The 22,613-nt window shown below is 57.0% G+C and carries 19 protein-coding genes; 5 read left to right on the top strand and 14 right to left on the bottom strand.

What is annotated here, in order from left to right; translation table 11 throughout:
* Positions 1-301 precede the first annotated feature (301 nt).
* From JFT91_RS16850 to JFT91_RS16860, 3 genes are all read left to right on the top strand, one after another.
* Complete coding sequence (locus JFT91_RS16850; RefSeq protein ID WP_201204895.1) at positions 302-1,042, top strand: winged helix-turn-helix domain-containing protein; 741 nt, start codon at positions 302-304, stop codon at positions 1,040-1,042.
* A gap of 270 nt (positions 1,043-1,312) precedes the next feature.
* Positions 1,313-1,969, top strand: coding sequence for a winged helix-turn-helix domain-containing protein (locus JFT91_RS16855; protein ID WP_201204897.1), 657 nt, complete (start codon positions 1,313-1,315; stop codon positions 1,967-1,969).
* Positions 1,970-2,359: 390 nt separating this feature from the next.
* Positions 2,360-3,754, top strand: coding sequence for an undecaprenyl-phosphate glucose phosphotransferase (locus tag JFT91_RS16860; protein ID WP_201233164.1), 1,395 nt, complete (start codon positions 2,360-2,362; stop codon positions 3,752-3,754).
* A gap of 952 nt (positions 3,755-4,706) precedes the next feature.
* Here JFT91_RS16860 and JFT91_RS16865 read toward each other — a convergent pair.
* The 6 genes from JFT91_RS16865 to galE all read right to left on the bottom strand — a co-directional run bounded on the left by JFT91_RS16865 (position 4,707) and on the right by galE (position 10,906).
* The gene (locus tag JFT91_RS16865; RefSeq protein ID WP_201233165.1) at positions 4,707-6,785 is read right to left on the bottom strand and encodes a YjbH domain-containing protein; all 2,079 of its coding nucleotides are present in this window, start codon (positions 6,783-6,785) and stop codon (positions 4,707-4,709) included.
* Complete coding sequence (locus tag JFT91_RS16870; protein WP_201233174.1) at positions 6,782-7,540, bottom strand: capsule biosynthesis GfcC family protein; 759 nt, start codon at positions 7,538-7,540, stop codon at positions 6,782-6,784. The genes JFT91_RS16865 and JFT91_RS16870 overlap by 4 nt, the downstream gene beginning before the upstream one ends.
* The gene (locus JFT91_RS16875; protein ID WP_201204905.1) at positions 7,540-8,205 is read right to left on the bottom strand and encodes a YjbF family lipoprotein; all 666 of its coding nucleotides are present in this window, start codon (positions 8,203-8,205) and stop codon (positions 7,540-7,542) included. Before JFT91_RS16875 ends, JFT91_RS16870 begins: the two co-directional genes overlap by 1 nt.
* 11 nt (positions 8,206-8,216) lie before the next feature.
* Complete coding sequence (locus tag JFT91_RS16880; RefSeq protein WP_201233175.1) at positions 8,217-9,332, bottom strand: polysaccharide biosynthesis/export family protein; 1,116 nt, start codon at positions 9,330-9,332, stop codon at positions 8,217-8,219.
* A 90-nt stretch (positions 9,333-9,422) separates the two neighbouring features.
* Positions 9,423-9,659, bottom strand: coding sequence for a hypothetical protein (locus tag JFT91_RS16885; RefSeq protein ID WP_201204907.1), 237 nt, complete (start codon positions 9,657-9,659; stop codon positions 9,423-9,425).
* A gap of 230 nt (positions 9,660-9,889) precedes the next feature.
* A complete protein-coding gene (gene galE, locus JFT91_RS16890; RefSeq protein ID WP_201204909.1) occupies positions 9,890-10,906 on the bottom strand; it encodes a UDP-glucose 4-epimerase GalE in 1,017 nt (338 codons plus the stop codon).
* 391 nt (positions 10,907-11,297) lie between these two features.
* Here galE and galU point away from each other — a divergent pair, with 391 nt between their 5' ends.
* Both galU and JFT91_RS16900 read left to right on the top strand, forming a co-directional pair.
* A complete protein-coding gene (gene galU, locus JFT91_RS16895; RefSeq protein WP_008087693.1) occupies positions 11,298-12,131 on the top strand; it encodes a UTP--glucose-1-phosphate uridylyltransferase GalU in 834 nt (277 codons plus the stop codon).
* A 47-nt stretch (positions 12,132-12,178) separates the two neighbouring features.
* The gene (locus JFT91_RS16900; RefSeq protein ID WP_201204913.1) at positions 12,179-12,589 is read left to right on the top strand and encodes a phosphohexomutase domain-containing protein; all 411 of its coding nucleotides are present in this window, start codon (positions 12,179-12,181) and stop codon (positions 12,587-12,589) included.
* 98 nt (positions 12,590-12,687) lie between these two features.
* On the opposite strand, the gene JFT91_RS16905 is transcribed toward JFT91_RS16900, so the two are convergent.
* The 8 genes from JFT91_RS16905 to JFT91_RS16940 form a co-directional block, all read right to left on the bottom strand.
* Positions 12,688-13,809: an SGNH/GDSL hydrolase family protein gene (locus tag JFT91_RS16905; protein WP_201204915.1), complete on the bottom strand. Its 1,122-nt coding sequence runs from the start codon at positions 13,807-13,809 to the stop codon at positions 12,688-12,690.
* Positions 13,810-13,995: 186 nt separating this feature from the next.
* Entirely contained in the window at positions 13,996-15,042 is a 1,047-nt protein-coding gene (locus JFT91_RS16910) for an acyltransferase family protein (RefSeq protein WP_201204917.1), read from the bottom strand.
* A 12-nt stretch (positions 15,043-15,054) separates the two neighbouring features.
* Positions 15,055-16,158 carry a hypothetical protein gene (locus JFT91_RS16915; protein WP_201204919.1) on the bottom strand — a complete coding sequence of 368 codons (1,104 nt, stop codon included), beginning with the start codon at positions 16,156-16,158 and terminating at the stop codon, positions 15,055-15,057.
* Entirely contained in the window at positions 16,149-17,381 is a 1,233-nt protein-coding gene (locus JFT91_RS16920) for an MATE family efflux transporter (protein ID WP_201204921.1), read from the bottom strand. Before JFT91_RS16920 ends, JFT91_RS16915 begins: the two co-directional genes overlap by 10 nt.
* Positions 17,378-18,490, bottom strand: a complete 1,113-nt coding sequence (locus JFT91_RS16925; RefSeq protein ID WP_201204923.1) for a polysaccharide pyruvyl transferase family protein — start codon at positions 18,488-18,490, stop codon at positions 17,378-17,380. The genes JFT91_RS16920 and JFT91_RS16925 overlap by 4 nt, the downstream gene beginning before the upstream one ends.
* Positions 18,491-18,505: 15 nt before the next feature.
* Positions 18,506-19,588 carry a glycosyltransferase gene (locus JFT91_RS16930; protein WP_201204925.1) on the bottom strand — a complete coding sequence of 361 codons (1,083 nt, stop codon included), beginning with the start codon at positions 19,586-19,588 and terminating at the stop codon, positions 18,506-18,508.
* 40 nt (positions 19,589-19,628) lie between these two features.
* Positions 19,629-21,857 carry a polysaccharide biosynthesis tyrosine autokinase gene (locus JFT91_RS16935; RefSeq protein ID WP_201233176.1) on the bottom strand — a complete coding sequence of 743 codons (2,229 nt, stop codon included), beginning with the start codon at positions 21,855-21,857 and terminating at the stop codon, positions 19,629-19,631.
* Between the two features lie 39 nt (positions 21,858-21,896).
* Complete coding sequence (locus JFT91_RS16940) at positions 21,897-22,337, bottom strand: low molecular weight protein-tyrosine-phosphatase (protein WP_201204927.1); 441 nt, start codon at positions 22,335-22,337, stop codon at positions 21,897-21,899.
* Positions 22,338-22,613 lie beyond the last annotated feature (276 nt).

Genomic DNA, 22,613 nt, shown 5'->3' on the forward strand with positions numbered 1-22,613 from the left:
AAACTTGCCCCGCCAACAAACTGTGATCAATATCACACTATTCAGAGATGGCCAGACAGTGGCAAAAGGACATAAACAAAGCCATCGCAATAGACTCAAAATAGTGGCACCATTGCATATAGCCACCATCTAGTGACTAGTTCACCACCCCGAGAAAATCAACTAAAAGCTTGAAAAGCTTATTTATTGTTAGAAAACTCGGGAGACACGTCTAAAATCCGCGTAAATGTTACCAATTGTCAGTCACAGATGAGAACCGGTGCTTTAACATCCCGACGTCAGCACTAATTCGAGTCAATGCATGATGCTCTCAGGGAACTTAGCGACTAGAAGCCCGCGCCCGACAAACGACGAACCCGGTGTTCTCACTTTGGGTCGTACCCGTGGCGTGGCTGAACATTTTAGAGCGCTGGTCGCCAAGCACGTGCGAACTGATATGGCACTTGAGGCCGATGCGTACGCTAGTTCATATCAGCACAATGAACACTCTGGTTCGTATCGCGCCATCTTCCTCGTCATCGACAGCCCACAGGCCCTCGAAGACAATCTCGCGCTGGTGGAGAACCTGCGCAGCGATAACTTGAAACCGATCATTTGCGCGGTCATTACCGGGCGAGGCGCCTTCAACAAGATCAAATACTATCTTGCCGGGGCGGATGTCTGTATCAAGCTCAATACCCTTTCCGATGATGGCGCCGACTTGCTGGGCGAGTTCTTCAACAGTGAAGAATGGCAACGCGAGATCAACCTGACGCTTGATCCGACACGCATCTGCTTGATGGATGCCAGCCGGAAACTCGACATCTCATTTGCCGAGATGAAGATCCTGGAAGCGTTTGCGCAAACCGGTAATCACATTCTCAGCCATGATGAAATCGCAGGCATCATGGGGCTCAATACCAATTTCTACGACCCTCGAGCGCTGGAAAAATCGATCAGTCGCTTGCGTGGAAAAATCAAGGACATGTATGGTACAAACGCGATTCAGAGTATCCGCGGTTATGGCTATCGCCTGCTGCGGGGTCTGATATCGACTGCCTGACTCAAGGGCAGCCACCTTTTGCATACGTACGAAGGATCGTCTGATGCAACCATATAGCCCTAGTTGTACTTCAAGCCTACCTATAAAAAAGCAATTGAATGAGCGCGACACCATAACAATAAACTTAACAACATAGCAGCAGATCGAGTGGAACTTATCGAGGGCCATTTCGGGCCCAGACCCTGCCTGTCGATTACTTCCAAGGAAGCAATTGCTCGCCTGCCGATTTACCTTTTAGCCAATTTTTGGTACGCAGTTAAGGAGAGAGACATGGAAACTAGTACAACCCTCCCCAGAAAATATTTTGTCGTCGTGACTCACAGTACAACGTCCCAGCGCGAACTTGAGAACCTCTTGTCCAGCGAGCGCTTCAATTCATTTGGCACGTCTCAGGCGCAAATGTTTGTTGAAGGTGTTGCTTCGCCCTCCTCCACTCCGATGGTGATGGAGTTCACATATCCCAGCGTCAGTCGAAAGAACGTCGCCCGCAGTATTGAACATGATACCCAGCGAATATTGGCCACTCTTGAGTCCGAATGGCTGGCCGCACAATCGACCAATCCTTTCCAGAGCATTCCGGTCATAACCGGCGAAAGCCAGACACCAGTGGCCATCGAAGCTGATATGCCTGCCAGCGAAACCTGGCATCTCGATGATGATCAGGGCGCACTGGTAAAAGACGATGTCGAGATCAGCCTTACGGGCCTGGAAACAGCGCTGGTCAGAAAAATGCTCAACCATGAAGAGCGTGTTGTCAGCCGCGACGATTTGATTCTGAGCATCGGTCGAGAGCCGGAACAATACCGTGGCCTGGAAATGTGCCTGAGTCGCCTGCAGGACAAATTCAAAAGCGCGAGTAACGGTGAGCGATTGTTTCGCGCCGTCAGAAATCGCGGTTACTGCTTGATCCAGGAAATCGTCGCGTAATCTCACCCGACACCTGCGAACACAACAAACAGAAAAAAGTGCGATTATAAAAACAACAAGAGCACTCTGTTTGGCTACACCTCCCTCATCAAGATTCCAACTCCCTGCTTCGACCCCTCCAACAGTAACAAATACAACATCATTTATTCACCCCCTCTCTGCGACCTTTTCTAACAGACTCATATTTAATTATTAAAAGTTGGCAATGTGCCATCTTGTTAGAACTCGTCAGACACCATTCCCGGCAATAACTTAGTCTATTGACTGACAACAGTTCGGCATATCGACGCTGTTACCTCAGGACACTTTCTACAACAAAAACAATAAGTCTTCCTAACAACTCGGCTTTCAACTGTTGAAACCTGAATGGACGTCTTTTGGGGATATCGTATGGATCTTTCTCTTAGTATCAATCGAAACACGGGCCTCAAGGGACTGACCTTTTGGGGCCAATGGGCGCTGGCACAGGGCTTTGTTGTAACTCTGTTGTTCATACTCGCTGAACAGCACACCGGAACCGTCGCGTTCTACTACAGAATGTGCGCAACACTGGCGGTACTGGCCTCGGTGCCGGCTTACACCTTTAGCGGTGTTTATCGAAAACGTGACAATTATCTGACTGGCCTGGGTCGCCTGTTCATGGGTTGGGCGATGACCATGGCGGCACTGGCGTTCATTGCCTTTGTCTGCAAGGCCGATGAGTTGTTTTCGCGGCAAGTGATCCTGAGCTGGGCGGTGTACGGTTTCCTCGGTCAGGCACTGTTGTATGCGCCGCTGCATGCGTTTTCGAAGTTCTATCAGCGCTCGCGTAAAAGCGAGCACAAGACCCTGATTGTCGGGACAGGCGAACTGGCGCTGGGCTTGGCGAAGAAGCTCAGCCAACTGGAAAACCTGCCGTTGGTAGGGTTGGTCAGTAACGGCGATGTGCCTTCGCTGAACGCGGATGCACCACGCATTGTTGGCGATCAGGAAGCGTTGCTGGAGCTGATCGAGGCGCATGACATCCGCCGCTTGTACATCACCCTGCCGCTGTGCGAAGCGGCGAAGATCGAAGCGATGTACATCGATCTGCTGGGCGCCAATGTCGACGTGGTCTGGGTGCCGGATCTGAACGCGCTGACGCTGCTCAATCACTCGGTGAAAGTCGTGGATGGCCTGCCGGCGATCTACTTGAACGAAAGCCCACTGACCAGCCGCCCGACGGCTGCGCTGAGCAAAAGTCTGGTGGAAAAAACCGTGGCCCTGCTGGCGATCATTGCGTTGAGTCCGGTGCTGGCGATCATTGCGCTGGCGGTGAAGCTCACCTCGCCTGGCCCGGTGCTCTTCAAACAGGATCGCCACGGCTGGAATGGCAAGGTGATCAAGGTCTGGAAATTTCGCTCGATGAGCGTGCACGATGACCGCGATGTGAAACAGGCCAGCCGCAATGACTCGCGTATCACGGCTGTCGGTCGCTTTATCCGTCGCACTTCGCTGGATGAATTGCCACAACTGTTCAACGTGCTGCAAGGGCATATGGCACTTGTTGGCCCGCGTCCGCACGCTGTCGCGCACAACCATTTCTACTCGGGGAAAATCCTTGCCTACATGGCCCGTCACCGGATTAAACCGGGGATCACCGGGCTGGCGCAGATCAGCGGTTGCCGGGGTGAGACGGATACCCTCGACAAGATGCAGAAGCGTGTGGAGATTGACCTGCAGTACATCAACAGCTGGTCGTTATGGCTGGATCTGAAGATCCTGGTCAAGACGCCGTTTACGTTGTTGTCGAAGGATATTTACTGAGATCGAAGTTGCACTGCGCAGGGGGACGAAAGTCCCCTTTTTTGTGCCTGGGATTTGGGGTTCGCGGTACGCCATGTAGGGGTGAGCCTGCTCGCGATGGCGGTGGGTCAGGCACCAGGGATGTCGACTGCTCGGACGCCTTCGCGAGCAGGCTCACTCCTACAGGGGATTTGGGGTTGGTTCGGGATTTGTGGCGTGACAAATAACCAATGTGGGAGCTGGCTTGCCAGCGATGGCGGTGGGTCAGGCGACATCAATGTTGAATGTGCCGGCCTCATCGCTGGCAAGCCAGCTCCCACAGGGATTTGGGCGGTTCGACACATATCCCTTGTAGGAGTGAGCCTGCTCGCGATGGCGGTGTGTCAGGCATGCAGATGGCGACTGGTTGGGCGCTTTCGCGAGCAGGCTCACTCCTACAGGGGATCGTGTGTTGACCAGGATTTTGGATTCGACACAACACTACTGTGGGAGCGTGGCTTGCCCGCGATGGCGTCAAGCCAGACAGTATCTATGCCGAATTTGCCGCCGTCATCGCTGGCAAGTCAGCTCCCACAGGGATTTGGGCGGTTCGACACATATCCCTTGTAGGAGTGAGCCTGCTCGCGATGGCGGTGTGTCAGGCATGCAGATGGCGACTGGTTGGGCGCTTTCGCGAGCAGGCTCACTCCTACAGGGGATCGTGTGTTGACCAGGATTTTGGATTCGACACAACACTACTGTGGGAGCGTGGCTTGCCCGCGATGGCGTCAAGCCAGACAGTATCTATGCCGAATGTGCCGCCGTCATCGCTGGCAAGCCAGCTACCACAGGGATTTGGGCGGTTCGACACATATCCCTTGTAGGAGTGAGCCTGCTCGCGATGGCGGTGTGTCAGGCATGCAGATGGCGACTGGTTGGGCGCTTTCGCGAGCAGGCTCACTCCTACAACGATTGGGGTGGGCGGGATTTTGGATTACTCGGTGATTTTCTCGAAGTTGCGATAGAACATGTCGTCATCCCGGCTATCGGTCATGGAGTGCAGCTGGAAGCTGCGGTTGAGGCGTGCGCCACCGTCACGGGTCAGCGGTGCCCACACCAGGTTGGCGCGGCGCATGGTCGACATGCTCATCATTTCGTCGAACGGAATCGACAGATACAGGCCCTTGTCGAAACTACCCTCGCCATACTCGGCACTGCCTGCGGTGGTGATCGTCGCCCAGGCGCCAAAGCGCACGCCATTGAAAAACTCGCGCGAAATGTCGACCGTCCCGCCCCAATCCCCGGCCAGATAACGTCCCACGCTGACGGCCGCCAACGTATCGAACGGCAAATCCGTATACCCGGTGATATGCCCGGTCACCACCGAGTAATCGCGCAGCGCAAACCCTTGATCAAAATCACGCTGGCGCACCCAGTTGATATCCGCGCCCACCGACCAGCGTTCACCGGTCGGCCGGAACAACACCTCGCCGCCCACACCGGCAAACATCGACTCCAGATAACCGCCATACACCATGCCATACAGGTCTTTATCCAACTGCTCGGCGTGGCTGACCTGGAACAGCGGCATGGTCGTATTGGACGTGGTCAGGTACTGACGCAAATCCGTGCGCACACGCGGCAAACCGCTCGGCGCGTCGTAGGTGAATTTGTCGAAGTTGTTGACCAGGTTGGCACTGAGCAACCCGTTCCACCAGGTGTTGCGATTGAAGCGGTACTCGGCGTCCGCGTCAGCAGTGAATTGATAGAGCAAACCATCCGGGCCACCGACGTTCTGCTTGAAACCCAGCCCCACGCCATAACTGAAGTGTTGCGGCGCTTCGGTGTAGAGGGTTTTCTCGTTGTGCGGCATCGCCGGGTTGATCTCGGTGGTGCGGTGCAGCGACTCCAGCGGTTCCTCGTTGTTGATCACTTCGCGGAAGGTCTGGCGCGGCACGCTGGTCTCTTCCAGCGGCAGGTCGTAGCGCTTGTTGACCACGGTGAACCAGTCGATATCGTCGTTGACGCTGTTGTCGAGGATCCGGCTCGCCCGGCCAACAGCCTTCGGCGCGTGGAAGTAACGCTGCTGCTCGCCATAGACGATCAGCTCGGAATCACGCTGAGCAATGCGCTCGACTTTGTAGCCGGCATTCTGCTGCAAGCGCTGCGATACGTTGGCCCAATCGACCTGCTCCATCGAGGTGGTCGGCATCTTTGCCGGCAGCGGCTCGGGTGTCGGATCGTAGGTCTTGGCCGGCGCCTTGCGGCTGACGAAATTGGTGTGGAACGTCACGCCGAACATCGCCGTGTTGCCCCGCTCCCACGCCGCACTGAGGTCGATCGAATCAGTCACCTTGAACATCGCACCGAAGTTGATCGGCGAGTCCTGATTGATGATGTTGTCTTTGGGCTCGTGCTTGTAGTCGTTGCCTTCGTATTCGAGTTTCAGGCTGAGGCGATCCCAGGGCGTCTGGTAACTCACGCCGCCGAAGAATGATGGCTTGCCGCGAAAGTACGAACCCGAGTTGACGTCACCGGTGCCTTCAAGGGCTGGCCGGGTATCGAAGCGATCACTGACGTAGCCCAGCGGGTTGTCGATGTCGCCGCGATTACCGAGGTAACCCCAGGCAATCCCGGCACTGAAATCGAAGTTGTCGAAGCGCTTGTTGGCGACGAAAAATTCGCTGGAGAACAAACCCGTACCGCCGACGTCTCGCATGCCCAGGGCGAAGTCGGGCAACCAGTGGCTTTCCTCCCACAGCCGGACTTTGACGTCGACCGCCTTATCCTTATAGCTTTGGCTGCCGCTCAGGGCCTCCGAGCCGTAAGGCCGGTTGGTGATCGCGGTGTAGCGAAACGAGCCTTCGAGCCAGTCCAAAGGCTGCAACGAAACGCTATAGCGACTGTACGGCTCGGTGCGGTTGGCGTTGACGCTCAACTCGCCCGCCGGGGCCATGCGCGCCGTCGGCGTCTGCAACAGACCGGTGCCACCAAAGTCACTCTGAGTAATACGTGGCTCTGCATGAGCCAAACCACACGGCAATAACAACACAGCTGCAAAACGTAACTTCAACGAACCACCTCGGCCAGCTGCGTGGCAATAAATTCGGCCAACTGCTGATTCAGCTCAGGGATAGGCGGATCAAGATCATCATTTTTTACCGGCACCAGAATCTTGCTGCCGGCCACGGCAAAGTGCCCGCTCTCGCGATTCCAGTGGGCAATGCCGACGCGCTGCGCAGCACCGTTGGGCTGGATCAGCCACAGGTAATCGGCTTCGGCATCGGCCAGAATCGAACAGCCTTGCAGATACTCACGGGCCTCTTGCAGCGGTTGATACGGCAAGTGGCATGGCTCGGCGACCGCGCCAAGAACCTGCACTTCATCCACCCGCGCTGGGTAGATCAGTCGATCGCCATCGTCGAGGCGGATGTTGCGCGCGAAACCCACCTCCAGCGCCACCGGATCGAGATCCGCGACCTGGCGCCCGGTGACCGGCATCTGCCGGACTTCTTCGGCGATCCGCTGCGCCAACGCTGCACGACTCGGTCTGTCGAACAACATTGCCATGCGCTGCAACACGTCGAGATCAAACAGCACGCCGACCTTGAGCCGCGTCTGCTGCTCCACCAGCGACTGACGCAACAAGGCGCCCGCCAGCCAGTAGCCTTCGGCGTTCGGTACGGCCTCGTTGATCACATCGAGCAAGCGCCCACCCACCGGCAACTCGACCGGCCCGGGATTAGCAACATCGCCCGACACGATGACGGCCGCCTGGCTGACACTCGCGACCAGCATCAGGCCCGCCGCCAATATGCTCAGGCGCATCACGGCAAGTGCCTGCGATCAGGGGTCAGTTGCACGACCTTGACGCGCAACTGCGACGTCAGTTGCTGCTCGCTCTGCAAAATGAAACCGTCACGCGGGTCGACCCAGTAACGATTGGTCGCGCTCAGGCCAATGGCCGGGGCATCAATCTGCTCATCGACACGCAGCACCGTGTACTCCTTGTCGAGAATCTGCAGGGTCTGTTCCGAACGGCGGGAAAAGCGGCTGTTAACGATCACCCCGACTTCCTGACCCTTGTAGAGATCAATCCAGCGCCGCGTGGTGAAACCGTCCACGACGTGCTGCAGACCTTGTTTGAACGGCGAGTCATCGGACAGCCGCGTACCATCGAGATCGCCTTCCAGGCCCAGGCCGATGCTGCGCACGGCGAGGCCATTACGCAGCAGCAGGACTTGTTTGCCGGAGGCGACCCAGAACTGCAGGTCTTCACGCTCACGCACCAGCGCCAGTACCCCGGAGCCGGACGGTGTGGTCAATTTGAGTTGCGGATAGTTGACCCCGGCGACTTCGGCCGGCGTTACCTCCACTTCATCCGGGCCAACGACCGCTGCCTTGAGGTTGTTCAACGAAGCACTCATCAGCGGGTTACAGCCACTCAACATCAGGGCCGCCATCAGGCAGACGCCAACTTTCAACGTGTTCACAGTCGGCGACCTTATTTGCTGTTGTTACTGTATTCGCTCCAGTTCTTCGCAGCGGAAGCGCCCGTGCCGACAATCGATGCCGAAGGCACCAATTGACTGATCAGACGGTTCCAGCGAGTCACGTTGGCAGGCCCGACATACACCACGTCCTGCGGGCGGACTTCGAAGTGCGAGGCCAGCGCCATGGCGGTCGGCGATTCGGCTTCCAGCTGATAGATCTTGGCCGGTTCGACATCGAGGTTTTCCACGCCACGAATGACGTACACCGCGTTGCCGTTGGAGGTGGTCTGGCTCAAGCCTCCGACCGAACCGAGGACATCGGTGAGGTTCATGGTCGCTGTCTTGAAACTCAGCGCGCGCGGTTGGTTGACCTCGCCCATCACGTAGATGCGCTTGTTGTCGTTGTACGGCAGATAGAGCTGGTCGCCCCCCTTGAGGTAGACGTTTTGCAACTCGGAATCCTGCTGATTGAGCGAATCGAGATTCAACGGATAGGTGCGTCCGCTACGCGTCAGCAACAGCCCGGACAAATCGGCGTTGTTGGTATCGATACCGGCCGAACCGAGCGCCTCGACCACACTCAGCGGGTTGGTGGAAATTGCTTGCGGGCCGGCCTTGGCCACGGCGCCGGTGACCACCACCTTCTGGCTGGCGAAACGCAGCACAGCGACATCCACTTGTGGCTCGGCGATGAACGCCGACAGTCGCTGCTCGATGTCCGAACGCAGTTGCTGGATCGTCCGGCCGGCGGCCTGGACTTCCTTGATGAACGGGTAGTACAGCGTGCCGTCGGAACGCACCAGACGGCCGTTGGCATCGATCTGTTGTTGCGCGCCCGAGGGTGCGGTCAGCTCAGGGTGATCCCACACCGTGATGTACAGGACATCATTGTTGCCAATACGGTATTCGGCAGGTGTCACCAACAGCTCCGCCGGCAACGACTCACGCTTTTGCGTGGCGCGGTTCATGGCGATCAGCTTGGGCGTAATCGGGATCAGCTCGACCCGGCTGCTCTCACTGGCGCCCTGGCGGGTGATGCTGCCGGTGCTGAGGTATTGACCGGGGGAAAACATGCAACCTTGCAAAGCGAGACTTGCCAACATTAAAAGATAAACACTACGAGTCATAATGGCACTACGCTATTCAAGGGCGAATCCAAAAACAAAGTCACCCGACTTGCGTCGGGCGACCTTGTACTGCACTAACAAATGTTCCTGTTAGTTGTGCGTGCCGGTGGTGCCGGTGGTACCCGTCGTACCGGTGGTACCGCCGTTGGCACTGCCACCACTGTTAGACGCCGCTACAGCACTGGCAACCATTGCAGTACTGGCTGCAGGCGCTTGAGAAGCCGCTACATTGCCACCTACATTGGTTACCGCTGTCAGCGGTGCTTCAGCAGCGGCAGCCCAGTTGCTCAACATCGACAACAGGGCAATTGCCATCACTTTTTTCATATCAACTCCTTTCTAACATTCGATCTGTTAAAAACTGATCTGTGCTAGAGGTGGTAGCGTTCAAGTCCGCAAAAAGCGCGAACAAGATCCGTTGTTCTTTCACAGTCTTACGCAACTGATAAAAGTCGAACGGCAGGTTTATATCTACGGACTTGCAAAAGGCATTGCCAGTGTAATTTCCCGACGTTATCTAACAACCTGACTGAAAATAACATTGGACTAAATGGCCATCATCGCAAGTAACCATTGGGATGATTTGATTGCCAGCGCCACGTGTCGGTGACCATGTCCTGCAAACTGCGCGTGGCTTTCCAGCCGAGCTCTTTGGCAGCCTTGGAGGCATCGGCCCAGCTCTCGGCGATATCACCGGAGCGGCGCGGCATCATCCGATACGGCACCGGTTGCCCACACGCCTGCTCGAACGCGTGCAGCACTTGCAACACGCTGTAGCCATCGCCGGTGCCAAGGTTCCAGGTGTGAATGCCGGTGCGTCCGGCGATCGACTGCAAGGCCTTCAAATGCCCGTCGGCGAGATCGACGACGTGGATGTAATCGCGCACACCCGTGCCGTCGACTGTGGGGTAATCGTTGCCGAAGATCGACAGCTCTTGCAGGCTGCCGACCGCTACCTGGCTGATATAAGGCACCAGATTGTTGGGAATGCCGTTGGGGTCTTCGCCCATGTGACCGCTGTCGTGAGCACCGATCGGGTTGAAGTAGCGCAGCAAAGCGATGCTCCAGCGCGGCTCAGCCTGGCTCAAGTCACGCAACACGTTCTCGACGATCAGTTTCGACTGACCGTAAGGATTGGTCGGGATACCCGTGGGGAAATCCTCGCGAATCGGCATCTGCTCAGGCTCGCCATACACGGTCGCCGAGGAACTGAACACCAGGCGAAACACCCCCGCTGCCGCCATTGCCTGACACAGCGTGATGCTGCCGCTGACGTTGGTCTCGTAGTACTCAAGCGGCTTGCGCACGCTCTCGCCGACCGCCTTCAGACCGGCAAAATGCAGCACTGCTTCAATGCTGTGCTCACGGAAAATCCGGTCAAGCAGTGCCCGGTCGCAGACATCGCCACGGATCATCCAGGCACTCTTGCCGCAGATTGTTTCAACGGCGTGCAATGCGGCTTCGCTGCTGTTGCAAAGATTATCCAGCACGACAACTTCATAACCTGCTTGCAGCAGCGCGAGTGTGGTGTGCGAGCCGATATAACCGGCGCCACCCGTAACCAGAATCTTCATAGCGAGGTCCGTCTTTGGATGAGTGACAAGTAGCGTGTCAAGCCTGACTTGCTGAAGATGTGTTGCACTCCACACAAATAAGGCGACAACAATCGAAAACAAAACTAGTTCAATGACTGGCAATAAATATTTTTGCAGGTCACACTGTATTGCCCGCTACTTATTAGCACTCCCTGTGCACTCATCACTATCAACAGATACCGACTAAAAATAACTAATAACGCACTGACCGACATCTCATAACATTGTCGGGTTAAACCGCGATGGTTGATTGCCATTAACAACCTGACTCAGGTATTAAAGCAATCGTTCAATATGCATTGAAACTTGCACGCACTTAATTAGTGCACGCAATCGTTGCCTGTGTTCCATGACTGTCCAGGATACTTTTATGATTCGTAAATGTTTGTTCCCCGCTGCCGGCTATGGCACGCGTTTCTTGCCGGCCACCAAAGCCATGCCTAAAGAGATGCTGCCAATCGTCAACAAGCCGTTGATCGAGTACGCCGTTGAGGAAGCGCGGGACGCCGGCCTGCAACACATGGCCATCGTCACCGGCCGAGGCAAGCGTGCGCTGGAAGACCATTTCGACATCAGCTACGAACTCGAACACCAGATCCGCGGCACCGAAAAGGAAAAATTCCTCGCCGGCACCCGCGAACTGATCGACACCTGCACTTTCTCCTATACACGCCAAGTGGAAATGAAGGGCCTGGGCCACGCGATTCTCAGCGGCCGCCCGTTGATCGGCGACGAGCCGTTCGCCGTGGTACTGGCCGATGACCTGTGCCTGAACCTGGAAGGTGACGGCGTCCTGACGCAGATGATCCAGCTGTACAAGAAATTCCGCTGCTCGATCGTCGCCATTCAGGAAGTCCCGGCCGATCAGACTCACAAGTACGGCGTAATCGCCGGCGAGCTGATCTCCGACGGCATCTACCGGGTTAACAACATGGTGGAAAAACCGGCGCCGCAGGACGCGCCATCGAACCTGGCGATCATCGGTCGCTACATCCTCACGCCGGATATTTTCGACCTGATCGCCGACACCCAACCGGGCAAGGGCGGCGAAATCCAGATCACCGATGCGCTGATGAAACAGGCGCAGAACGGTTGCGTGCTGGCCTACAAATTCAAAGGCATGCGCTTCGATTGCGGCGACGCCGAGGGTTACTTGCAGGCGACCAACTTCTGCTACGAAAACGTCTACCTCAAGGGCCGCTGAAACGGCTCCAGAACCCGACGCCCACTTTTCACTTCAGGCAGGCAACCATGAACATTGCACAACATTCCGTAGAGATTGAACGCGAGGTGGGTAACCTTGGGGTGATGAGTTGGCTGTCACGCCATCAACCGTTGCCCAGCGCCAACGAATCCTGGCTGGGCACGATTCTGCTGGTGGAGCGCATCGGCGTGTTTCCCGCGTCCGGCGATATTCGCCGCACGCTGCGCAACCCCTATCCCCTGCTCGCTCATTTGAAAAGTCTGTACGCCGAGCAGGCACTGGAAATGGACGACTGTGATGGTCTGAAAGTGATCTTCAGCGACTGGCGCTTTCGCGTGCGCATCTGCTGCAGCGACCCGGCGGTGATCATCAACGTGGAAACCCGTTGCGATACACGCTTGATGCCACAGAAGCTCAAGGAACTGCTCGATCAGATCGACACGTTCACCGACGCCTGAACTGTCCCCTGTAGGAGCTGCCGAAGGCTGCGATCTTTTGATCTTGTTTTGACAAGACAAGATCAAAAGATCGCAGCCTTCGGCAGCTCCTGCAGTGGCTAATTATTGCAGCGCACGTTGGCGCCAGTGATCCAGGCGTAGAAGTAATCGGCAATCACCTTGCCGCCCGTGGCCGGCACGGGATGAATCTTGTCCGGGCCGATCATTGCCGCCGCGTAACGTTTGACGTTGGGGCCAAACGCGCATTGCAGGTTCGCGTACCCCAGACGCTGCTCACGCGCCCACGGCTCAAGCACCTGCGCATACGCCGACATCGGATAAGCGCTGGAGCGCGTGGTGTCCTGGCGCATGATCAGGTTGATGCTCGCCTGCGGTTGAATCTCGCGCAGCATGCCCACCAGCCCCTGAACGTTCTGTAGATACTGCGCTGGCTTGACGCCGAAGCCTTGGTCATTGCCACCGAGCATGATCAGGTAAACGTCCGCAGGGATCTTCGATACAGCGGCTTTCCACTGAATCTGCCACTGCGGATCCTTGTGATAAAAGTCTGCGGAGGCGGCACCGGATGCCGCCAGTTTCGAAACGCGCACGCCCTTCTGATCATTGCTCATCCACAGGCCGAACAACGTCGGTGCGCCCTTGACCACTTCCAGTCTGAAGGACCAGTCCTGCGCCGATGACAGTCCGGCCAGCGGCACTTCCTGAACGCCCGAACCGTCAAGCTTCAAGGGTTGCCAGTCTTGCGAGGTTGACCAGCGATAGCGGATCTCGCTGGATTCGCCGTTACCCAGGTAAAGCAGTTTTGCCTGGCTGACCGTCGTGTCGATCGCGGGCGTAGGACTGGCATCGACCTGCAACCATGCGCCCGACTTGCCCGTCACGGTGCGGCTGTCCGGGCTCGCCTGCCCCAGGCCTGAAACCTTCCAGCCGCCGCCAAAATACTTTTCACTGCTGCGGGTGTATTTGAAGTGGGTACCGCCCAGTGCCGCGCCATGGTTGAAACCGACGTAACCCGGCCCGGCAAAACCGACCTCCCCGGCCACGCGTTGCACCAGTTTGTTCAGATAGAAATCCTGTCCGGCGCTGTAGCTGTCGCCGATCACCGAGACGGACAAAACCTTACCGGCCTTGCCTTCACGCCACTGCGCAAAACGCTCACGGGCGTCGCCCACCTGAACCACCGACGCAGCAACGGGTTGCGCGTCATCTACTGCCAACATGCAAAATTCCTTAAATCTGAAATGGCCCACCGAATGCAGGGGTGTACACAGATCAATTGTAGGAGTGAGCCTGCTCGCGATTGCGGTGGGTCAGGTAATGAAATGCTGACTGACAGACCGCAATCGCGAGCAGGCTCACTCCTACAAGGGATAGTGTTCAACACAGATCCACTGCTCTCGAAGCTTTTAGCTGTTTTGCGTCTGCACCACCGGAACGATAGGCGTCGCCGGTTTTCTGCTTGCCGCGCGCTCGCCGAGGAACAGCACCGAGGTGAAGTTGAAGCGACTGAAGATCATCGACAGCACCACCGGCCCCAGCAGGCCGAAGGTCAAGCCGCCCAACACCAGCAGGCTTTCATCCTTTATGCCTAAACGCCCCAGCACAAACCGCGAAGTCGCGGCGAACAGCACGTGGAACAGGAAAATCGCATAGGAATACCCACCGAGCCAGGTCAGCGCCTTCGAGCGCATATCACTCGACAGCAAAGCGATGCACGACACGCACCCCACGGTCAGGCCGATCAGGCTGCGACGATCAACAATCAATTCACGATCAATCGCCGCCACATACAACAGCGTCAGTGAAATCAACACAAACACCAGCGGCCCGATCACTTTGAACCGCTGTTTCAAAACGTCGACGTTCTCCTGCCCAATCATCCCCGCGACAAAAAATGGCAGCAGATAGACGGCGCCATTAATCCCGAACGCGTCGAACTTGAAGGGCGGCAGCAGAAACAGTACCGCTGAAAAAACGAACAGCCCATACAAGCGTGTTGCCGAACGCAGCATCCCGCGCCATTCCAGCAGCCCGACGAACATGAAAATGATGAACACCGCCTGCAAGAACCAGAAGTGGTTGATCGGCACCCAAAACGACAACAATGCGTCGATCACGCCGACATCCTTGTTCACCCCGGGCCCCACCGCCTGCAACACCGAGAACGGCACACCGACGCAAAACAACGGCACAATCAAACGCCGCACCTTGCCGCTGAAAAACGCGGAAAAGTCATTGCCGCGAATTTTGTAGATGGAATAGATGTACCCGGAAATAAAGGTGAACAGCGGCATGCGCACGTACACCATCGAATCGGCGATCACCCGGAACGGCGAGCCGATATCGATCTTCAAACCACCGCCCAACGGCCCGATGACGTGATAGAGCACCAGCAGCAGGCACGCCAGGCCGCGCAGGGTTTCAATCTCCAGGGACTTTTTCTTGCTCGACATAAAGCACCTGCCTCAATTCAGAATTCTTGATTCAACCTGCACCGGTTTGTTCGCCCGCAGCATCAATCCCAAACCGACGAACAGCACCGGCACCACCATCGAGAAGTGTCGGGCGAACGAGCCGAAATCCGGCTCGAACAAGCCTTGCACCAGCAGAAACGCCAGCGGAATCGCGATCAATTCCTTGGGTTTGGTCTGGATCGGCGCGCCCTTGTAATCGGTCGAGGTGATGACTTTGAACAGCAGCAGCGCGGTCATGATCATCAACGCAACGAAGATCACCTGGCCCGGCCCGGACAACAGAATCAGCTCCACCGGAAACGACAGGCGGAAGAAGATGATCATCGAGTCCAGCGCCTGCGAAACGAAGTCGCTGCCGCTGAGCCACGAGACAATCAACGATTTCGAGCCCTCTTCACCCGCCGTGCGCAGCTCGTTGTTGCTGGCGCGAATCGACGACACCGGAAAGCCCAGCGCGATCTGGATCGACATCGCCACGGCCAGGTAGAACAGGAACAGCATCAGGAAGAAGGTCGTGCGTGATACGTACTTCTTCATCACGCAGACGCCGACCCACGACAGTGAGAACAGAATCCAGTAGGGCCTGATCAATACGCCGTAGATCACCGCCGAAAAGAAAAATCCGCCGCGATATTTGCGCGTCAACGAGCTGAGCAAAATGCTCAACACCGCGACCGACACAATGATTTCCTTGGTCAGGTTTTCCAGGAAGAACGAGCGAACGATGCCCCACAGACACAAGGTGCCGAAGATCGCCAACGGCATGCGCCGAAACACCACCACCGGAATCGCCGTGAGGAAAAAATTGCAGAACATGCCGTAGGCCCAGGCATTGGTCAGGTTGATCCCGGTGGGCCGCAGCAGGAACGCCGAACACTCGTAGGAGGAGCGATCCGGCGAGAACGGGTTCCAGAAGTTGCAGTTGTCGGCACGCGCGTAGGACGACCACAAGGTCATCGCATCCGGCCCCGGATCACGGGGGATCAGCAGCGGCATGGCCACCGACAGAAACAGCCCGGTGAAGAGGATCAGGAACGAAATTGACGAGTCGAGTTTCTTGCCGCGAAACTCGATGCACGGCAGCTTCAGGCCCATGACAGAGCGGCCTTTTTCGCAGTGGTTACACGGGTCAACACGGCAATCACGCCGAGCTGCACGATGATCGCAAAGACGTTGCCCCACGCGGCGCCATAGATCGAATAGTGCTTGATCAACACATAGCTGACGGGCACCGAGACCAGCAAGCAAATCGCCGCACTGGCCAGCGATACACGACTGTTTTTCGAGGCAATCAAACCACCCCAGACGATGTCGCCAATCGCGCGCAAGGCAAAGGAGAAAATCAGTACGCCAAGGATCGCGTTGTCCGGGCGCGGAACGCTGGTGGCGACGTAATCGAGCACCACGTTGAAGAACAGATAAATCGCCACTGCCACCGCAGCCGACACCACCAGCGAGCGCATCACCCACTTGTTGATGAACAGTTGCTTGACCGTGAACGCTTGTTGATCGGCCTGAAAACGCTTGGCCAGTACCGGAATGCCCACCACCGCCACCACCGCATACGACAAAGCTTGCAAGGTGTTGGCCGCCGACCACGCATACACGTATTTACCGAGGCTGGCGTAGGGTTCCAGGTCGATGATCAGGAAACGCTCGGCGTACTGACTCAGCGCAATCAGCCCGGTACCGAGATAGAACGGCAACCCGGCCTTCCACACGGTGGCCGTGGCCAAGGTGCCGGCGACGCGCCCCTTGTGCACATTCACCACGATCAAATAACCGGCGATGATCACCATCACGTTCGCGGCGACCCACAACCACAAGACACTGGCGATACCCGACACCCAGCCGAGCATCATCCCGCCCACCGCCAACACCGCCCACAGGCCGGTCTTGATGAAAAACAGCAACGCACCGGCCGTGGCTTTCTGCGCGGAAAATACGAACGAGTTGATCTCGAACGACAGGTGTTCGGTGAGCAGCACCAGCGTTACACAGAGGATCAATGCAGCGGTCGCTTCAACTGTCTGGAACAGCGAATAAATCAGCACCGTCACCACCGACAGCACCAGCCCCACGGCCAGGTACAGCAGCAGGACTTTGTCGACGACCCGGCGCGAACTGCCGCCCACGCTGATCAAACGATTGATCTCGGAACTGAAGCCGACGCTGTAGAACTTCGAGGCGATCAGCGAAGCCGCGACCACTACGCCATAAAAGCCCAAGGCCTCATAACCGAGGTAATGAGTGATCGCCAACACCAGCAAAAACTTCGCGCCCAAGGCACCGCCGCGAAGCAACAGCCGAAATATCATCGAACGACACCTTTGATGATGTCGTCCATGGCCACGGTTTTCGCTTCGATCTCACGGCAGGTATCGGTCAGGCGCTGGCCGAAATTCGACAGCGCATTCGGCGCGTAAACCGTGTTGATGATGGTGTCGACATTAATGTCTCCGCCGTTGATCACCCAGTCTTCTACGCCCATGTCCTGATAGGCGCCGAAGCCTTTGCGCTCATAGCTGATGTGGTACGCCGGCACGCCCGACAGCAGCGATTCGATAGCGCCGTGCAGCCGCACGGAGATCACCAGGTCGGGCTGATATTTGGCAATCGTCGCCTTCAACGACAGCAAATCTTCAGTAATGCCCAGCTCGCGATAGAACGCGCCGTCATCGTTGCCGCGCACCGCGCTTTGTACGGCGCAGACCACTTTGCTTTTGTCCTTCAGGCGCTGCAGCAGCACCTTCAGGTTGGCGACGTAGGCGAGCTTCTTTTCCTTGCTCCACTCCGGCGGCTTGCGCAGCACCACGCACACCGTTGCTGGTGACGAGGCGCAGCGGGTGAACTTGGGTTGCTGAAGAATTTTGCTCGCCAGCGACTGCACCGCCAGATCCGGCGCGCGGTAGACGTTTTCACAGGCGTCGAAGATCGCCGAGGAGCGATTGTCGCGCACGAACACCGCATCAGCGTTGGCGTAGTGCTCGACGATCTTGCTGCTCTCGCCATGGAACGGGCCGATGCTTTGCGGCAGATACACCGACGGCACTTTGCTGAGGATCGCGGTTTCCAATTGCTTGGCGTGGCCGAGTTTCAATTTGATGTGCTCGAAGGCGCTTTTCGAGCGCATGTAGCCGCCGCCGACGCCGACGATCAAATCGGTTTTCTTCAACAGATCGGCAAGGCCAGCGTAGGACTGGTTGAGAAACACCGCCTGCTTGACCCGGCCCAAACCCTTGGCCGCCATCACTGGCGCGTCAAAACGTGGATGCGGCAAGTAACTGAAAGAATCTGGATCGGAGGCCACAACACTGATCGCGGTGTCCTCACCAAAATTGCGCTGCACCAAGGCAATCGCCAGATCGACGAGCAGGCCGTCACCGGAGTTGGACGCACTGTAGCCATGCAAAATCGTTACGTTCATAAGCTTGAGTTCTACTTAATAAGTGGGGGCGCAATACAGGTCGTAGGTCTGGCGAATCATCAACGCGGCACTGAAACGTTCGCGGACGATGCTGCGACCCTCGTTGCCGAGGTCGAGCAAGCGCGGCTTCTGGATTTTCGCCAGCACATCGGCCAGCGCCTGGTGATCGCCGGAGGGAAAGACATAGCCGGACACTTCGTTGGTGACCAACTCGGGCAGCGACGTGCAATTGCTCGCGATCACCGGCAAGCCCATGGCCATGCCTTCCAGCGGCACCATGGCAAACCCTTCCCAGCGACTCGGCACGATCAACGCATCGGCTTTTTGGTACAGCGCCTGCACTTCGCTCGGCGTGACCCACGGCAAATATTCAACCGCGGCCATCGGTGGACACTCGACCGAATCTTCATTGACCGCGCTGCCCACCACCGTCAGTTTCAGGTCGTTGCGCTGCACCTTGGCGAAAGCCTTGAGCAACACGTCGAAGCCTTTCTGATAATCGAGACGGCCGACGAACAGCAGATGAATCGGCTCGGGGCTGCTGGCTTTCGGCGCGTCATCCTTGCGATGGATGCCGTTGTAAATCAGCTTCATGCGCTTGCGCTCGATGCCGAAACGCGCGGCTTTATCGAGCTCGTACTGGCTGACGCAAATGATCACGTCGGTGACTTTCTGCAGCACTCGCTCGATCCACGCATAGACTTTCTGCTTGATCGGCGAGCTTTCCATCAGGAATGAAAATGCATGCGGGCAGTAGACGATTTTCGGCTTGCGCCACGGGCGCAACAGCACGCACACGCAACGCCCGATCACCCCGGAAAAGGTGCTGTGCAGATGCACCACATCGGGTTTTTCCTTGAGCATCACCTGGGTCAGACGCCAGGCGAAGCGCAGCAGCGACGGCACATTGCGCCCGGTGCGGGCGAAGGTGCGGATCTGCTGCGCTTCGATGCCGTGCAGCTCTTTTTCCTGATCCTGCGGGACCAGATACACCAGCTCGTAGTTCGCCGCGTCGCCCTCGGGGGACGCCGAAATCGTGCGAATAACGGTCGCTACGCCACCTTTGATCGTCTCGGCCACGTGCAGTATTTTTTTCACAAATCACCCACTTCAAACAGGAAAAAACAGTCGCTGACAGTCAGGATTTGTCGGACGCGTATTCGTAGTTGTAATAGCCGTAGCCGCCATTGCCGTAATAGCTCGCGGCACGCTTCTCGACGCCGTTGAACACTGCGCCTTTCAACTCGATGCCGTTCTGCGCGAAGCGGCGGATGGTCAATTCGATCTCCTTGGCCGGGTTCACCCCGAAGCGCGTGACGATCAGGCTGATGCCGGCTTCACGGCCAACAATCGCTGCGTCGGTCACGGCCAGCAGCGGCGGCGTATCGATGATCACCAGGTCGTACATTTCGCTGAGTTGCGCCAGCAGCTCGCGGAAGTTGGCGTGCATCAGCAACTCGGACGGGTTGGGCGGCACCTGACCACGGCTGATGAAGTGCAAATTGTCGACTTCGACGCGGTTGATTGCCTGTTCGATGCTGCAACGCTTGACCAGCAGATCGGACAAACCGTTGGTGATCGGCGTGTTGAGGGTTTTGTGCAGATGACCTTTGCGCATGTCGGCATCGATCAGCACCACGCGCTGACCACTTTGCGCCATCACCGCAGCGAGGTTGGAAGACACGAAGGTCTTGCCGACCTGCGGGCTCGGCCCGGAAATCATGATGCGGTTGTTGGTCGAATCAAGCCCGGCGAAATGCAGGCACGTGCGCAGGCTGCGAATCGACTCGATGGACAAATCCGTCGGGTTGCGCAGCGCCAACAGATACGCCGGTTTATCGACGCCGTCGCGGGCGCGACCTTTTTTGCTGTCCTCTTCCTGCTGCAACGCGCTGTAGGGGATCGACGCGTACACCGGCAAGCCCAGTTGCTCGATGGCTTCGGGGCCTTCGAGGCCGCGACTCAAGGATTTACGCAGCAGCACCAGCGCCACGCCGACGAAAGCGCCGAGCAGCGTTGCGATCAGCACGATCAAGGCTTTTTTCGGTTTGACCGGGCTGGTCAGGTCGACGTCCGCAGTATCGATCAGGCGCACGTTGCCCACCGCACCGGCGCGGATGATGTCGAGTTCCTGGGACTTGTTCAGCAATTGCGTGTAGATCTGCGAGGCGACTTCAACGTCGCGGGTCAGGTTGAGCAATTCCTGTTGCGTGGCGGGCAGATCACCGACCTTGCCTTCCAGCGACTTCTGCTGCTGGACCAGTTCACCGAGCTGGCTCATCAGTGCGCGGTAGGCCGGGTGCTGTTTGGTGAACTTGCGATCCATCTCCGCCTGCTGCATTTTCAGCTCGGAAATCCGCGTTTCCAGCGCTACGGACTGGCCGAGCACCGATTGCGTTTCCAACGAGATGTTCACGGTCTTGCCGTGGGTCTGATAGGCGTTGAGCGCATCGCTGGCCTTGGCCAGATCACGCTTGACCTGCGGCAATTGGCTTTGCAGGAAGGCCAGGCTCTGTGCGGCTTCGGCTGAAGTGCGTCGTACGTTCTGATCAACGTACAGCGACGCGATCTTGTTGAGAATCTTCACCGCTTCCGCAGCATCACTGCTGGCCAGGGCCAGACGAATGATCCCCGACTCCTTGCCCTGTTCGGAAATATCCAGCGCGTCCTGATACCCCTGAATGGTCACGATCCGTGGATTGCGCACCACTTCGAAACGGGTGCCGGGGTTAGCCAGTAACTGGGTGATTTGCCCTTCTACGCTGTCCTGCGCGAACGCTTCACCGACGACGCCGTCGACCAGCAGGTTGTCGTTGTCATCGAGCAACTGGAAGCGCTTCTGTTCACCCGCAATCAGGGTGAGTTTCTTGCCCAGCAGTTCTTTGGGCAGATTGAGCCGGGAAAATTCCAGACGCTCACCGCCCCAGGCGTAACTGCTCAGGCCGAAGCGCGGCGCGGCGACGCTGGTATCGGTTTCGCCGCGGTAACGCCGGGCGAGAAAGCCACCGATGACCGGGAACGTGTTGGGCGTGACATCGATATCCAGGCGCAGGTCGTCAACGGTTTTACCGATGACGGCGCGGGACTTGATGATGCCGATTTCGGTCACCGATGGCGATTGGCCGCCGAGCATGCTGTTGAGGTCGGAGAACCCGAGCATGTCGTTCTTTTTCGGTTCGACCTGCACCAGCGCGTTCGCCAGGTACACCGGCGTCGCCAGAACGGCATAGGCAACACCGGTGACCATAAAGGCCCCGGTCAATGCGCCGATCAACCACTTCTGATCGATCAGACTGCCAAATATACCGAGCAGATCAATACTGTCTTGATCGTTGTCACGGGTGCCGATTACGGACGGTAACTGCATAAGTCTGTTCTTACCATTCATTGATCTGAAGAATATTCATCAACGCGCCAAGCGTTGCGCCCATGAGCTGACAGCATCTTCAATCAATGCATGGGCATGAATAAAAGCGGCCTTGCCTTGACGATACGGATCTTGTATTTCGCGCTCGCTTTGCCACTTGCCGAGTAGAAACACTTTGCCCCTCGCGTGAGAGGCAATCTTCAATACTTGATTTACATGCTGTTTTTCCATGACCAGAATCAAGTCCGAGTCATTGATGATGTCCGAGGTCAGTTGCCGCGCCTGGAACGCTTCGGCGCAGTGTCCGTGGTTTTCGAGAACTTCGCGGGCCGAAGCCTCGACGCCCTCGCCGACTCTGGCCGACAGGCCCGCAGAGGACACCGTGATTGCCGAGGCACCCAGCGCATTACGCAACAACAGTTCTGCCGTCGGACTTCGGCATATATTGCCCACGCAAACAACAAGGATCTTTCTGAACAAGGTTTTACTTTCCTCTGTCATGTCAAACGGCCAACATCCCGAGGGCATTTGAATGAACCCTCAAGATCTTCCTGCACTCAGAAATAGATTCGCCCTGTTAGTACCGGAGCATTAAGTACCACAGCGTTTAAAAGCCCCCCAACCACAATTAGCGGACTAAAAATAACTGTGATTTTCAGCTGTTTGATTTCCGACAAAAAATAACATTCGTGCACTAAGTGCCATCATCCCTATCGAAACTTGGGTAACGAGATATTTGTTCGTAGTTGTCACTTC

The organism is Pseudomonas sp. TH08, from assembly GCF_016651275.1.
GTDB lineage: Bacteria > Pseudomonadota > Gammaproteobacteria > Pseudomonadales > Pseudomonadaceae > Aquipseudomonas.

Bases quoted from the DNA above. Each gene is read 5' to 3' on its own strand.
- JFT91_RS16935 (WP_201233176.1), bottom strand. From the start codon at position 21,857: ATGCAGTTACCGTCCGTAATCGGCACCCGTGACAACGATCAAGACAGT.
- JFT91_RS16855 (WP_201204897.1), top strand. From the start codon at position 1,313: ATGGAAACTAGTACAACCCTCCCCAGAAAATATTTTGTCGTCGTGACT.
- JFT91_RS16925 (WP_201204923.1), bottom strand. From the start codon at position 18,490: ATGAACGTAACGATTTTGCATGGCTACAGTGCGTCCAACTCCGGTGAC.
- JFT91_RS16885 (WP_201204907.1), bottom strand. From the start codon at position 9,659: ATGAAAAAAGTGATGGCAATTGCCCTGTTGTCGATGTTGAGCAACTGG.
- JFT91_RS16880 (WP_201233175.1), bottom strand. From the start codon at position 9,332: ATGACTCGTAGTGTTTATCTTTTAATGTTGGCAAGTCTCGCTTTGCAA.
- JFT91_RS16850 (WP_201204895.1), top strand. From the start codon at position 302: ATGATGCTCTCAGGGAACTTAGCGACTAGAAGCCCGCGCCCGACAAAC.
- JFT91_RS16905 (WP_201204915.1), bottom strand. From the start codon at position 13,809: ATGTTGGCAGTAGATGACGCGCAACCCGTTGCTGCGTCGGTGGTTCAG.
- JFT91_RS16910 (WP_201204917.1), bottom strand. From the start codon at position 15,042: ATGTCGAGCAAGAAAAAGTCCCTGGAGATTGAAACCCTGCGCGGCCTG.
- JFT91_RS16900 (WP_201204913.1), top strand. From the start codon at position 12,179: ATGAACATTGCACAACATTCCGTAGAGATTGAACGCGAGGTGGGTAAC.
- JFT91_RS16915 (WP_201204919.1), bottom strand. From the start codon at position 16,158: ATGGGCCTGAAGCTGCCGTGCATCGAGTTTCGCGGCAAGAAACTCGAC.
- galU (WP_008087693.1), top strand. From the start codon at position 11,298: ATGATTCGTAAATGTTTGTTCCCCGCTGCCGGCTATGGCACGCGTTTC.
- galE (WP_201204909.1), bottom strand. From the start codon at position 10,906: ATGAAGATTCTGGTTACGGGTGGCGCCGGTTATATCGGCTCGCACACC.
- JFT91_RS16860 (WP_201233164.1), top strand. From the start codon at position 2,360: ATGGATCTTTCTCTTAGTATCAATCGAAACACGGGCCTCAAGGGACTG.
- JFT91_RS16920 (WP_201204921.1), bottom strand. From the start codon at position 17,381: ATGATATTTCGGCTGTTGCTTCGCGGCGGTGCCTTGGGCGCGAAGTTT.
- JFT91_RS16870 (WP_201233174.1), bottom strand. From the start codon at position 7,540: ATGCGCCTGAGCATATTGGCGGCGGGCCTGATGCTGGTCGCGAGTGTC.